This window comes from Solidesulfovibrio carbinoliphilus subsp. oakridgensis (assembly GCF_000177215.2).
Classification (GTDB): Bacteria; Desulfobacterota; Desulfovibrionia; order Desulfovibrionales; family Desulfovibrionaceae; genus Solidesulfovibrio; species Solidesulfovibrio carbinoliphilus.
In genome coordinates this window covers 2,984,327-2,998,245 of record NZ_CM001368.1, presented here as the reverse complement: position 1 = coordinate 2,998,245, position 13,919 = coordinate 2,984,327, and the positions used below count along the sequence as shown (strand labels likewise).

General features: G+C 66.9%; 11 protein-coding genes. All 11 read left to right on the top strand.

The annotated features are described in order from the left end of the window. Positions 1 to 3 precede the first annotated feature (3 nt). The 11 genes from DFW101_RS13095 to DFW101_RS13045 all read left to right on the top strand — a co-directional run bounded on the left by DFW101_RS13095 (position 4) and on the right by DFW101_RS13045 (position 13,919). Positions 4 to 840 (top strand): FAD/NAD(P)-binding protein, encoded by an 837-nt coding sequence (locus tag DFW101_RS13095; protein ID WP_009182003.1) that lies wholly within the window; start codon positions 4 to 6, stop codon positions 838 to 840. A 136-nt stretch (positions 841 to 976) separates the two neighbouring features. Then, complete coding sequence (locus DFW101_RS13090; RefSeq protein ID WP_009182002.1) at positions 977 to 1,468, top strand: ferritin-like domain-containing protein; 492 nt, start codon at positions 977 to 979, stop codon at positions 1,466 to 1,468. 109 nt (positions 1,469 to 1,577) lie between these two features. After that, the gene (locus tag DFW101_RS13085; RefSeq protein WP_009182001.1) at positions 1,578 to 2,426 is read left to right on the top strand and encodes a hypothetical protein; all 849 of its coding nucleotides are present in this window, start codon (positions 1,578 to 1,580) and stop codon (positions 2,424 to 2,426) included. 24 nt (positions 2,427 to 2,450) lie between these two features. Beyond that, positions 2,451 to 3,884, top strand: coding sequence for a two-component system sensor histidine kinase NtrB (locus DFW101_RS13080; RefSeq protein WP_009182000.1), 1,434 nt, complete (start codon positions 2,451 to 2,453; stop codon positions 3,882 to 3,884). Beyond that, positions 3,877 to 5,208, top strand: a complete 1,332-nt coding sequence (locus DFW101_RS13075) for a sigma-54-dependent transcriptional regulator (RefSeq protein WP_009106671.1) — start codon at positions 3,877 to 3,879, stop codon at positions 5,206 to 5,208. Before DFW101_RS13080 ends, DFW101_RS13075 begins: the two co-directional genes overlap by 8 nt. Before the next feature lie 876 nt (positions 5,209 to 6,084). Then, positions 6,085 to 7,107, top strand: coding sequence for a molybdopterin-binding protein (locus DFW101_RS13070; protein ID WP_009181999.1), 1,023 nt, complete (start codon positions 6,085 to 6,087; stop codon positions 7,105 to 7,107). A gap of 134 nt (positions 7,108 to 7,241) precedes the next feature. Continuing rightward, positions 7,242 to 9,971 carry a molybdopterin-dependent aldehyde oxidoreductase gene (locus DFW101_RS13065; RefSeq protein ID WP_009181998.1) on the top strand — a complete coding sequence of 910 codons (2,730 nt, stop codon included), beginning with the start codon at positions 7,242 to 7,244 and terminating at the stop codon, positions 9,969 to 9,971. 85 nt (positions 9,972 to 10,056) lie between these two features. After that, on the top strand, positions 10,057 to 12,357 hold the full coding sequence (locus DFW101_RS13060; protein ID WP_009181997.1) for a pyridine nucleotide-disulfide oxidoreductase/dicluster-binding protein: 2,301 nt from the start codon (positions 10,057 to 10,059) through the stop codon (positions 12,355 to 12,357). Between the two features lie 202 nt (positions 12,358 to 12,559). Then, on the top strand, positions 12,560 to 12,775 hold the full coding sequence (locus tag DFW101_RS13055) for a DVU_1557 family redox protein (protein WP_009106664.1): 216 nt from the start codon (positions 12,560 to 12,562) through the stop codon (positions 12,773 to 12,775). After that, positions 12,775 to 13,479 (top strand): DVU_1556 family methyltransferase, encoded by a 705-nt coding sequence (gene trsM / locus DFW101_RS13050; RefSeq protein ID WP_009181996.1) that lies wholly within the window; start codon positions 12,775 to 12,777, stop codon positions 13,477 to 13,479. The genes DFW101_RS13055 and trsM overlap by 1 nt, the downstream gene beginning before the upstream one ends. Further along, positions 13,476 to 13,919, top strand: coding sequence for a DVU_1555 family C-GCAxxG-C-C protein (locus DFW101_RS13045; RefSeq protein WP_009181995.1), 444 nt, complete (start codon positions 13,476 to 13,478; stop codon positions 13,917 to 13,919). Before trsM ends, DFW101_RS13045 begins: the two co-directional genes overlap by 4 nt.

Below are 13,919 nucleotides of genomic sequence, written 5' to 3'. Positions count from 1 at the left end.
CAAATGACCGATCCGAAAAATCCGTATCTGCCGGAAGTGGCCACCATCCTGGAGACCGTCCAGGAGACCCACAACATCAAGACCTTCCGGGTCCGTTTCGACGACGAAGCCAAGATGAAGGCCTTCACGTTCGAGCCGGGCCAGGTGGGCCAGCTCTCGGCCCCGGGCATCGGCGAATCGACCTTTGTCATCAACTCGCCCCCGACCCGCATGGACTATCTGCAGTTCTCGGTCATGCGGGCCGGCGAAGTGACCGGCATGCTCCACGGCCTGGCCGCCGGCGACAAGGTCGGCGTGCGCGCCCCCCTCGGCAAGCCCTTTCCGTACGAAGCCATGAAGGGCAAGGACATCGTCTTTGTCGGCGGCGGCATCGGCATGGCCCCCTTGCGCACGCTCTTTCTCTTCATGCTCGACAACCGGGCCGACTACGGCGACATCACGCTCCTCTACGGGGCCCGGTCGCCGGCCGACATGGCCTTTTCCTCGGAGCTGCCCGAGTGGACGTCGCGCAAGGACGTCAACACGGTGCTCACCATCGACCGCGAGGCCGAGGGCTGGGAGCACCGGGTGGGCCTCATTCCGAACGTCCTTCTGGAACTGGCGCCCAAGCCGGAAAACGCCGTGGCCATCACCTGCGGCCCGCCGATCATGATCAAGTTCACCCTGGAGGCCCTCAAAAAGCTCAACTTCCAGGACGAGCAGATCTACACCACGCTGGAAAAGCGCATGAAGTGCGGCATCGGCATCTGCGGCCGCTGCAACATCGGTTCGAGCTACGTCTGCGTGGACGGCCCGGTCTACTCGTACGCCCAGCTGAAGGCCCTGCCCAACGAGCTATAGGCGCACGGCATGAGGCGAACGCGATAACCACACGGGGGACACACTGTCGTCCCCCATCCGGGGGGTCCGGGGGGGATGATCCCCCCCGGCCGCCGGAGGCATCTTCACCTCCGCGAGTACAAAGAGGGAAACCATCATGGCTAACTTTTTCAACGCCAGCGACATCGTCGGCACGGCCATCGAGATCGAGCGCCGGGGCCGCAATGTCTACACCCAGGCTGCGGCCGGGGCGACCAATCCGGACGTCAAACGGTTCCTCGAATTCTTCGCCGGCGAGGAGGCCCGCCACCAGGCCCTGTTCGAGGCCATGGCCGGCCGCGTGGGCAAGGCCGCCATCCCGGCCGGGAGCGACGAGGAGGAATACATGGACTACGTCCAGGCCCTCCTCGACTCCCATGCCCTGTTCTGCGGCGGGGCCCCGGAAAAGGACTTGGCCGACGCCGCCGACGCCATCGCGGCCATCGAGCTGGCCAGCCGGTTCGAGAAGGACACCATCCTCTACTTCCGGGAGATGATGGACCTCCTGCCCGCCGCCGAGGCGGGCATCGTCAAGCAGTGCCTGGACGAGGAACGCGGCCACCTGCGCCAGTTGCGCGGCATGCTGGCCAAGCTTCGCAACAACGGCTGACACCGACCATCCGGCGGGCCGCCCCTGTTGCGGCGGCCCGCCCTTGAACGGACCGGCCCTTCCCCCATGGGCAGGGATCGGAAAACGGCACGAGGCAGGGGGAACGACCATGTACCACGACGAGTTCGGATTTGACGCCCTGACGCTCGACAGCCCCTTCAGCCACGACGGACAGGCCCGGCCGGCCGGGGCCCTGGAACAGGATTTCGCCAACCGTCTGCTCGGCCTGCTTTTGGCCTCGGATCTTTTCGCCGCCAGAAACCCGGGGCCGCGCCTGTGGCTCGAGGGGGTGGAGCTCGCCACCTGCTGGGAGGGGGCGGCCATCCGCTTTTGCGGCGAACGGCTCGACCAGGACGACCTGGACGCCTTTCTCGGCTGCGCGCTCCTGGCCTTTCGCGACGGGGGCAGGACCGGCGCGGCCCGGTTCCACCTGCGCGACCTCATGCGGCTGATCCGTCCGCGCGGCCGCCGGTTCGCCACCCGCCGCCTGGAGCGGTCCCTGTGGCGGCTGGCCAGCGCCCGCCTGGAGATCGAGGACGAGGCCGGGGACATCCACATCCAGGCCAGGCTCCTAAACACGCTTTTGTGCGACCGGGCGGCCGGCATCTGCGCCGTGGACGTCAGCCCCCGCATCATGGAAGGCCTACGCGGCGCCCCGGGCGTGGAGCGGCTGCTGGCCATCCGCACGCCGTTGGCCTCCAGCGCCTTCCACCGCTGGCTGGCGGCCCTGCTCGCCCACGGCCCGGCCTGCCTGCGCCTGGAGCTGCCGGCCCTGCGCCGCCTGTCCGGCCTGACCCGCCAGCCCATGCCGGCCTTTCGCATCCGGGCCATTGCCGCGCTCCAGGATTTCCTGGATCTCGGGGCCATTGCCGCCATCGAGCCGGCCGGACCGGACCGGCTGGTCATCGAGCGGCCGGTCGCCCGCGGCGAAGAGCCCGCCTGCCTTCTTCTGTCTTGACGGCCGGTTCCCATGGACGGCATCATGTCCAGCCAGACGACGGACAAAGACCGCGCACCGGAGGGAACCCCCAAAAGGGTCAAAAACGCCGGACCGGGCGGACTTGTGCCCGGCCCCTTGCGCACCATGCCCTTTCGCCGCTTGACGCTGGATGTCGCCCGCGAAGGCCGCGAGGCCTTTACCACGCCGTCGCGCCTGCGTTCGTGCCCCGCGTCGCCGTCTGAGTCCGAGAACCCAGGTGACGCCATGCTCCATCCGCCCACTCTCGAGGACCTGATCGGCATCGAGCACAGCAAGCTCGGGTTCTACCAGGAACTCCGGCAGAAGGTGCAGGAACTGCAAGAGGCCCACCAGGAGTCCGAACTGCGGCGCCAGGAGATCGCGGCCATCCTCGACGGCATCACCGACATCATGATGGTCCTGACCAAGGACCTGCGCATCATCTCCGTCAACCGGGTCTTCCACGAGCTTTTCAACGTGCCCCGGCCCGAGGGCCAGCACTGCTACCGGCTTTTTCGCAGCGGGGACAAGCCCTGCCCGGAGTGCCCGGCCCACCGGTCCTTCAAGTCCAACGCCGTCTGCCGCTGCATGGGCACGTTCAAGATCGCAGGCCAGGTCCGCCAGTTCGAGATGGTGGCCTCGCCCATCCACAACCCGGACAGCCCGGAGTCGCGCATCCTCATCTTCAAGCGCGACGTGACCATGGAGCAGGAGTACCAGGCCAAGTATTACCAGGCCGAAAAGATGGCCACCATCGGCATGCTGGCCGCTGGCGTGGCCCACGAGATCAACAATCCGCTGACCGCGGTCTACGGCCTGGCCGAGGGCATCCGCCGCCGCCTGCCGGCCATCCGGGCGGCCGTGGACGAGCCCCTTTTCGCGGACGTGGCCGAATACACCGAGACCATCCTCATGGAATGCCGGCGGTGCCGCGACATCGTGCGCTCCATGCTCTCCTTTTCCCGGCCCCACACCCTGGCCTTCTCGCCCGTGTGCTTAAACGAAGTGGTGACCGACACCTTGAACATCCTGCGCGGCCATCTGGACGAACGCGGCCAGCAGGGCCTGCGCCTGACCGTGAACCTTTTCGACTCCCTGCCGACCGTGCCCGGCGACGAGGCCCAGCTCAAGCAGGTCCTTTTGAACATCCTGGCCAACGCCATGGACGCCATACCCGGCGAAGGCGAGATCACGGTCACCACCCACCCGGAAAACGACAACACCGTCAACCTGTCCGTGGAGGACACCGGCTGCGGCATTCCGCCGGAAAACATGGACAAGCTCTTCAATCCCTTTTTTACCACCAAGCCTGTCGGCAAGGGCATCGGCATCGGGCTGGCCGCCTGCTACAGCATCGTGCGCGAGCACCATGGCGTGATCGAGGTGGCGAGCGAAGTCGGCCTCGGCACGCACTTCACCGTGAAACTTCCCTTGGACGGCGGCCAGTTCCGTGAATAATCCCTATTGCGTCCTCGTCGTCGACGACGAACCTTCCATCGGCAAGCTCATGCTCAAGGAGTTTACGACTCCGGCCCGCACCATCCACGTGGCCGGCTCGGCCAAGGAGGCCCGGGAGCTTTTGGCCAAAAACGAATACGAGGTGGCGGTCCTCGACATCCGGCTCCCCGACGCCAACGGCATCGACCTGATGGTGGAGTTCCGGCAGCGCCAGGAGGACCTGGAAACCATCCTCGTCACCGGGCACGGGGCCATCGACACGGCGGTCGAGGCCATGAAGCTCGGGGCCTTCGACTACGTGACCAAGCCCTTCAACTTGGCCGAGCTGGAGCTTCTCATCGAACGGGCCTACCAGCGGACCTTTCTGCGCCGGGAAAACAGGCGCCTGCGCCACTTCCAGGGCCAGACTCCGCCGGTCAAGCTGGTCGGCAACTCCCCGGCCATCAAGCAGGTCCGCTACCTCATCGAGAAGGTGGCCCCGACCGAGGTGCCGGTCCTTATCACCGGCGAGTCCGGGGCCGGCAAGGAGGTGGCCGCCCACCTCATCCAGTCGCTCTCGAAACGGGCGGACAAGCCGTTTTTCATCAAGAACTGCGCGACGCTGCAAAAGGAGCTGGCCCGCAGCGAACTGTTCGGCCACCTGCGCGGCTCGTTCACCGGCGCGGTGGAAAACTCCGAGGGCTTCATGTCCTTTGCCAACAAGGGCACGCTTTTTCTGGACGAGATCGGGGAACTGCCCATCGAGGTCCAGGCGGCCTTGCTCCGGGTCCTGGAAAACAAGACCTACCGCCGGGTGGGCGAGAAGGAGGAACGCCGGGCCGACATCCGGCTGGTCTTCGCCACCAACCGCGAACTGACCCGGGAAGTGGCCGAGGGCCGTTTCCACGAGGCGCTTTTCCACCGCATCAACGTCTTCAACATCGAGATGCCGTCCCTTCGCGAACGGCGCGAGGACATCCCGCTCCTGGTGGAATTTTTCCTCTCGCGCCTGACGGCCGGCCAGGCCCCGTACCGGATTTCCGACCGGGCCATGAAGTGCCTGACCGGCTACGACTGGCCGGGCAACGTGCGCGAGCTGCGAAACGTCATGGAGCGCTCGATCATCCTGTCGGAAAACAACCTCATCACCGAACACGCCCTGCCGCGCGAGTTCCTGGAGCCGGCCAGGGCCGAGGAAGACATCCTGACCCTCGAAGCCAAGGAGAAGGAGCACATCGCCAAGGTGCTCAACTTCTACGACAACAACCGGTCCCTGGCCGCCGAGGCCCTGGGCATCTGCCGCAAGACGCTCTACCGCAAGATCCGCCAGTACAACCTGTTCTAGGGTTGCGACCCTTAAAAAATACGCCCGTATTTTTTAAGAAAAAGTTTTCATCGCAGATCGTTCGCCAGGGAAAGGCATCTCCTTTCCCAGGGCCGCGCCCCTCGCCTTGCCCGGGTCCTCACGGCGGCCCGGGCTGTTCCCGCCCTTTCCCTCGCCGCTTGGCGCGGCCTGACCGGACGCGCCGCCACACCGGCCTTCGGCATTCCGTGACACTGCTGCCGGAGGCCGGGCATTCCATCTACATGTTTATTTTAGCATAGACAATACCCATAAAATCAAGCGGTTATTATTAGCATAGCTGATAAAAAAAGCCGGTTTTCCCATGCTCCTGTCGCTTTTTGACCCATTCCCCAGGCTCTGGTGGATCAAAATTACTTTTGCCTTTCTTCCCTTGCAATAACAGTATGTTAACCCTGAAACCGACCCGATGGCCCGGGCGGGGTCACTGTCAGCGGGTCACACTGGCGAGAACGGTCGCGTGACAGTAGTCCCCTGCCCCCCCCATTTCGCGGTTTCAGGCCCTGTTTCCCTTGGCCTGCTTCTTGCTCATCCACTGGAACGTAGGCCGATCCCTACGACCGAATCCAGCAATATTCTCAAATCTCCGTCCAGAGCCCACTGATGGGCCCTGATGCGGACAAGACGGACGGCACGAGAGGCTTATGTTTAACCTAACACATAAGAGACCAATCCCCTGCCAGGAGCCCACCGCTCCGGCCGTGCCAGACGCCACCACGCCATTTTCGGCCCTGCTGCGACAGTCACGCAACGCAAAAAAGCGTGACCCCCGGTCCGGCGGCCGCTTTGCTTTGCCCGCACAGACCCGGACCACGGCCGCCACGGCCGCTGGCCGCGACCTCCAACAAGGAAGCCTCCATGCGCAGCATTCCCGTTGAACTGGCCCAGGGAATGGTCCTTTGCCACGACATCACCCGCATCGTGCCGGGCGAGTGCAAGGGGCCGGCCTTCCGCAAGGGCCACGTCATCCTGCCCGAGGACATCCCGACCCTGCTGCGTCTGGGCAAGGAACACATCTACGTCTGGGATCTGGCCGAAGGGCTCGTCCACGAGGACGACGCGGCCGGACGGATCGCGGCGGCCATCGCCGGGGAGGGCGTCACCCTGACCCAGCCCTGCGAGGGCCGCATCAACCTGCTGGCCGACCGGCGGGGGCTTTTGAAGATCAACGTCGAGGCCCTCGATCGCCTCAATGCCATCGAGGAAGTGACCATCGCCACGGTCCACACCGACGCGGTCGTCTCCCCGGGCCAGATGCTGGCCGGCACCCGGGTGGTGCCGCTGGTGGTCGGCAAGGACCGGCTGGAGCGGGTCGAGGCCGTGGTGGCCGAGACCGGCCCCATCGTTTCGGTCCAGGTCTTCCGGCCCCTTCGGGTCGGCGTGGTCACCACCGGCGGCGAGGTCTACCACGGCCGGATCAAGGACAAGTTCGGCCCGGTCCTGCGGCGCAAGTTCGACGACCTCGGCTGCACCGTGGTGCGCCAGGTCATCGTGCCCGACGACCGGGACATGACCGTGCGGGCCATCCGCCAGCTTATGGGCGAGGGCGCGGAAATGATCGCGGTCACCGGCGGCATGTCGGTCGATCCCGACGACCTGTCCCCCTCCTCCATCCGGGCGGCCGGCGGCGAGGTCGTCACCTACGGCTCGCCCACCTTCCCCGGGGCCATGTTCATGCTGGCCTACATCGGGGAGGTGCCGGTGGTCGGGCTCCCCGGCTGCGTCATGTACCACAAGGCCAGCATTTTCGACCTGACCGTACCGCGTCTGGTGGCCGGCGAACGGCTCACCCGGACCGACATCGTACGGCTCGGGCACGGCGGCCTGTGCGCCATGTGCCCGGAATGCCGCTACCCGTTGTGCGGGTTCGGCAAGAACTGAGGACGGAAGACGGCGCAAGCCGGACGTTTCGGGAATACCCGCATGGACGCGGCATCCGGCCGCAGCCCGAGCATCAGGGCCGTGTCGTGCGTCGGCGGAATCGATAAACTCTAACCCGAAAATGGAGCAAACACATGCAGGAAAAAATCCTCATCGTTAACGGCTTCGAGCGCAAGCTCATCGTCGACCCGGATGCGTTCCTGTCCGACGTGCTGCGCGAGCAACTGCACCTGGTCGGCACCAAGGTCGGCTGCGGCCAGGGCCAGTGCGGCGCCTGCTCGGTCATCATCGACGGCAAGGTCACCCGCGCCTGCATCACCAAGATCCGCCGCGTGGCCGACTACGCCTGCATCACCACCATCGAAGGTCTTGGCAACCAGGCCAACCTGCACCCGCTCCAGACCGCCTGGGTCGTCCACGGCGCGGCCCAGTGCGGCTTTTGCACCCCGGGCTTCATCATGTCCGCCAAGGGCCTTCTGGACGAGAATCCCAAGCCCACCCGCGAGCAGGTCCGCGACTGGTTCCAGAAGCACAAAAACGTGTGCCGTTGCACCGGCTACATCCCGCTGGTCGACGCGGTCATGGACGCGGCCAAGGTCCTGCGCGGCGAAATGACCCTCGACATCAACCACAACATGCCGGCCGACGGGAACATCTTCGGTTCGCGCGCCCCGCGCCCCTCGGGCGTGGCCAAGGTCATGGGCCAATGGGCCTTTGGCGACGACCAGAAGCTCCAGCTGCCGCCCAACACCCTGCACCTGGCCATTGTCGAGGCCCGGGTGTCCCACGCCAACGTCAAGGGCGTGGACGCCACCGAAGCCCTCAAGATGCCGGGCGTGCACAGCGTCATCACGGCCAAGGACGTGAAGGGCAAAAACCGCATCACCGGGCTTATCACCTTCCCCACCAACAAGGGTGACGGCTGGGATCGCCCCATCCTTTGCGACGACAAGGTGTTCCAGTACGGCGACGCCATCGCGCTCGTCGCGGCCGACTCCGAGAAGAACGCCCGCGCCGCCGCCGAAAAGGTGAAGGTCGACCTGGAAGTCCTGCCGGCCTACATGAGCGCCCCGGCGGCCATGGCCGAAGACGCCATCGAGATCCACCCCGGCACGCCCAACACCTACTACGAGCAGAACCACGCCAAGGGCGCCGACGTGGCCCCCTTCTTCAATGACGCCAAGTACGAAGTCATGGGCGGCGACTACTACACCCAGCGCCAGCCGCACCTGCCCATCGAGCCGGACGTCGGCTTTGCCTACTTGAACGAGGAAGGCAAGGTCGTCATCCACTCCAAGTCCATCGGCCTGTACCTGCACCTGTACATGATCGCCCCGGGCCTCGGCGTCGAGCCGGAGAACCTGATCCTGATCCAGCTCCCCACCGGCGGCACCTTCGGCTACAAGTTCAGCCCGACCATGGAAGCCCTGGTCGGCGTCGCGGCCATGGCCACCGGCCGCCCCTGCCACCTGCACTACAACTACGCCCAGCAGCAGTACTACACCGGCAAGCGCTCCCCGTTCTGGACCAAGGGCAAGATCGCCGTCGACAAGGCCACCAAGAAGATCGTGGCTTCCGAGATGGAGTGGATCGTGGACCACGGCCCCTATTCCGAGTTCGGCGACCTCCTGACGCTTCGCGGCTCCCAGTACTGGATGGCCGGCTACGGCATCCCGAACATGCGCGCCAAGGGCTACTGCGTGGCCACCAACCACGGCTGGGGTTCGGCCTTCCGCGGCTACGGTTCGCCGGAGATCATGTTCCCCTCCGAGTGCCTGATGGACGAGATGGCCGAAAAGCTCGGCATGGATCCCCTGGAATTCCGGTATGCGAACGTGTACCGCCCGGGCGACACCACCCCGACCGACCAGGTGCCCGATTCCTGGACCCTGCCCGAGATGATCGACATCCTGCGGCCCAAGTACAAGGAAGCCCTGGCCAACGCCAAAAAGAACTCCACCGCCACCCATAAAAAGGGCGTGGGCGTGGCCATCGGCATCTACGGCTCCGGCCTTGACGGCCCCGACTCCGCCGGCGCCGACGCCGAGCTCAACGCCGACGGCAGCGTCACCATCTACAACACCTGGCAGGACCACGGCCAGGGTTCCGACGCCGGCACCCTGGGCTTTGCCCACGAGACCCTGAAGCCGCTCGGCCTGTGCGCTTCCAAGATCAAGCTGGTCTTAAATGACACGGGCAAGTGCCCGAACTCCGGCCCGGCCGGCGGCTCCCGCTCCAACGTCATGGTCGGCCAGGCCATCATCAACGGCTGCAAGCAGCTCGTCGATGCCATGCGCAAGTCCGACGGCACCTTCCGGACCTACGACGAGATGGTCGCCGAAGGCCTCAAGACCCGCTACAACGGCACCTGGACCGCCCCGGCCAAGGACTGCGACGCCAACGGCCTCGGGTCCCCGTTCTGCTGCTACATGTACGGCCTGTTCCTGGCCGAGGTCACCGTCGAGCTGGCCACCGGCAAGACCCAGGTCGACAAGATGACCCTGGTCGAGGACATCGGCACGATCAACAACCGCCAGACCGTCGACGGCCAGAACTGGGGCGGCTTGGCCCAGGGCGTGGGCCTGGCCCTGTCCGAGGACTTCGAGGACATCAAGAAGCACTCCTCGTTGGCCGGCGCCGGCGTGCCCTACATCAAGGACATCCCGGACGCCATGGAGCTCCACTACGTGGAATCCCCGCGCGAGCACGGCCCCTACGGCAACTCGGGCGTCGGTGAAGTGCCCTTGTGCGGCCCGCACCCGGCCATCATCAACGCCATCTACAACGCCTGCGGCGTGCGCATCCGCCATCTGCCGGCCTACCCCGAGAAGGTGCTTGCCGGCCTCAAAGCCCTTGGCAAATAGCCCCCATCGGTCTTAGACCAGCGCAAACGGACGGCGGGGCGAACGCATGACGTGTTCGCCCCGTCGTTTCCTCCGGAAGGTTCCCATGAATCAACAGGACCTGCGGACCATCGAGCACCGCTGCATCCAGGAAGAACAGCCCAAATGCCAGGCCGCCTGCCCCATCCACGTGGATGTGCGGGCATTCATGGCCAGGATGGCCACCGGCGACCTGCCTGGCGCGCGCAAGGTCCTCGACCGCACCATGCCCCTGCCGGCCGTGCTCGGCCGCATCTGCGACCACCCCTGCGAAGCGGCCTGCGTCCGCCAGGACCTCGGCGGCTCCCTCGCCATGGGGCACCTGGAACGGGCCTGCGTCATGGCCACCCCCTCCGGCGGCAAACCGCTTTGCATGCCGGCCAAAGGCAAATCCGTGGCCGCCCTCGGCGGCGACCTGTCCTCCCTGTCCCTGGCCTGGGACCTGGCCAAGAAGGGCTACGCCGTCACGTTGTTCGTCTCCCGCGACCGGGCCGGCGGCATCCTGACCGAACTGCCCGAAGCCCTGCTCCCCCCGGCCGTCCTGGCCGAAACCCTGGCCGTGCTCGCCCAGATGGGCGTTACCGTCAAAACCGGCCAGCCCCTGGACGCCGCCCTTTTCGAGGCGGTCCAGAAAGATTTCAACGCCGTCTACGTGGAATGCGCCCGGGACAACGTCCTGTCGCCCTCCCGCGCCGACGTCGATCCCCTGACCCTGGCCTGCGGCCCGGCAGGCGTTTTTTGCGGCGGATGGCCGGCCGACGACGCCAGCCGGTCGATGATCGGCCTCGTCGCCGACGGCCGTCGCGCCGCCGTGTCCATCGACCGCTTCCTCTCCGGCGCAACGCTCACCGCCAGCCGCGAGAAGGAAGGCGTGACCGACACCCGGATCTCCACGAACCTGACCGACGTGCCGCCCGCCTCGCGCATCGACCCCCAAGACCCGATCGCCGGCTACACGCCGGACGCGGCCCGGCTCGAAGCCGGCCGCTGCCTCCAGTGCGACTGCCTGGAGTGCGTCAAGGTCTGCGAATACCTGAAGCACTACAAGGGCTATCCGAAGGTCTACGCCCGCCAGATCTACAACAACCTGTCCATCGTCCTTGGCAACCACAACGCCAACCAGATGATCGACTCGTGCACCCTGTGCGGCCTTTGCACCGAGGTCTGCCCCGAAGACTTCTCCATGGCCGAGCTGTGCCTGGATTCGCGCCGCGACATGGTGAATCGGGGCAAGATGCCGCCAGCGGCCCACGAGTTCGCCCTGGAGGACATGGCCTTTTCCAACGGCCCGGATTTCGCCCTCCTTCGGGCCGAACCCGGCCGGGAAACCTGCGACCACCTCTTTTTCCCGGGCTGCCAGCTCGGCGGCGAACCCGACGGCCGCATCCCCGAGGCTTACGCCTTTTTGCGCGAACGCCTTTCCGGCGGCGTCGGCCTCGGCCTTGGCTGCTGCGGGGCCCCGGCCCTGTGGGCCGGGCGGCAGGCTCTTTTCGAAGAAACCGTGGCCGCCTTCCAGGCGGACTGGGAAAAGCTCGGCCGGCCCCGGCTGGTCACGGCCTGCGCCTCCTGCCTGTCCGTCTTCCGGCAGGCCGCGCCGGACATCCCGGCCGTGTCCCTGTGGCAGGTCCTAAACGAGGAGACCGGGCTGCCCGAAGCCCCCGGCTTCACCCCGCCGGCCGCCGTCGCGGTCCACGATTCCTGCACCTCGCGCCACGACGCCGCCACCCAGGCCGCCATCCGCGAGATCCTGGCCAAGCGCGGCGTGGCTTTCGCCGAACTGCCCCTGTCCGGCCGCCTGACCGAATGCTGCGGCTTCGGGGGACTGCTCGGCAACGCCAACCCGGAACTGGCCGCCGCCTTCACCAAGCGCCGCGTGTCCGAAAGCGGCCAGGACTATCTGGCCACCTGCGCCATGTGCCGCGACCGGTTCTCCCACGCCGGCAAGCGGGCCTACCACCTGCTCGACCTCCTCTTCCCGGGCCGGGACGCGGCCGATCCGGCCACCCGGCCGGACCCCGGCTTTTCCATGCGCCACGAGACCCGGGCCAGGCTTCGCCGGGAGCTTTTGCGCACGGTCTGGAACGAGGCCGTGGACGAGAAGGCCCCGGTGGGACCGGATTTCACGGTCACGCCCGAGGTCCGGGCCGTCATGGAGGCCCGCCACATCCTGGACGACGACGTCAAGCGGGTCCTGGCCCACGCCGAATCCACGGGCCGGAAATTCCTCAATCGCGAGAACGGCCGTTTCCTGGCCAGCTTCACCCCCCACCGGGTCACCTACTGGGTCGAATACGCCCTGGAAGGCGGCACGGCCCGGGTGTTTGCCGCCTACAGCCACCGCATGACCGTGGCCGGCGTGGGGAAGTAGGAAGAAAAAGAAAAGATGCCTCCGGCGGCCGGGGCGCTGCCCCGGACCCCGCCGGGAGGGGATGATCCCCTCCCGGACCCTCCCCAGCGGGGGGAGGCGGCACATATTTACGCGGGGCGGAAGGCCCCGGAAGACGGCAAGAGTAACCGTTAAGGGGGTCCGGGGGGAATTATTCCCCCCGGCCGCCGGAGGCATCCCACCCATGAACGATTCGCTTGTCTACCTCCCCACCTCGGGTGACTGGGTCTGCGCGGCCTGCGACGCACCGCTGGCCCCCACGCCCGTGGCCGTCAATTACCTGGACGGCGGCTTCACCATCACGGTCCTGGCCTGCCCCAAGTGCGGCATGTCCTTGCTCCCCGAGTACGTGGCCACGGGCAAAATGCTCGAAGTGGAGCAGCTTCTGGAGGACAAGTAGTGCCGCAAGGCGTTTCGCCCTACGAGCGCGAGGATTTCCGCCGGGTGGCCGGCGAGACGCTGCGCCCGGGCGGACTGGCCTTGACCGAACGGGGCTTGGCGGCTTGCGGCTTCGCGCCCGGGGCCCGGGTGCTGGACCTCGGCTGCGGCCCCGGAACGACCCTGGCCCGGCTGGCCGGGGCGGGGCTTGCCGCCGTGGGCCTGGACCCGTCGGTCCGGTTCGCGGGGGAGGCCCGGGTCCACGGCCCGGTGGTCCGGGGGGCGGGCCAGGCCCTGCCCCTGGCCGACGCCTGCCTGGACGGGGTCTTTTGCGAGTGCGTGCTGTCGGCCTCGGGCGACGCGGCCGGCTGTCTGGCCGAGATCGCCCGGGTGCTTAAAGCCGGCGGCCGGGCGGTCCTGGCCGACCTCTACGTGCGCCAGGGCGCCGCGCCGCAGCCGGGGGCCTTTGCGGCCGGGGGCTGCGCGGCCGGGGCCGTGGCCCGGCCCGTTTTCGAGGCCCGGCTGGCCGAGGCCGGGCTGACCCCCCTTTTTTTCGAGGACCACACCCGGCTTCTGACCGAACTGGCGTGCAAGCTGACCTTTGCCCTGGGCTCGGCCAAAAGCGTCATCGAGATGATCACCGGCCGCGAAACGGAATGCGCGGGCGCGGGTCCGCGCCCGCGCTACGGCTACTGCCTGTGCGTCGCGGCCAAGGAGGCTTCATGAACCCCACCCTGCTCGAAATCATGCCCCTTGCCGCCAAAAACTACTGTTGCAGCCAGATCCTGGTCCTCCTGGCCCTGCGGGCCCAGGGCATCGAGAACTGGGAGCTGGTGCGCGCCGCCTCGGGCGTCTGCCACGGCATGGGCGCCTGCGGCCTGACCTGCGGCATCCTGACCGGCGGCTGCCTGGTTCTCGGGCTCCACGTCGGCCGGGGCCGGGAAGAGGAACTGCAAAACGAACGGGCCGATCTCCTGGTCACCGAATACGTGGAGTGGTTCACGGAGCGGGTCACGGCCGTCTACGGCGACATCAGCTGCCAGGCCATTCTCGGCGAAGGCAGGCCCGACATGTCCCGGTGCGGGGGCTTGCTCGCCGAGGCCTGGGACAAGATCCTGACCATCCTGGCCGGAGCCGGCATCGATCCGTCCGAGCCCCGGGACTAG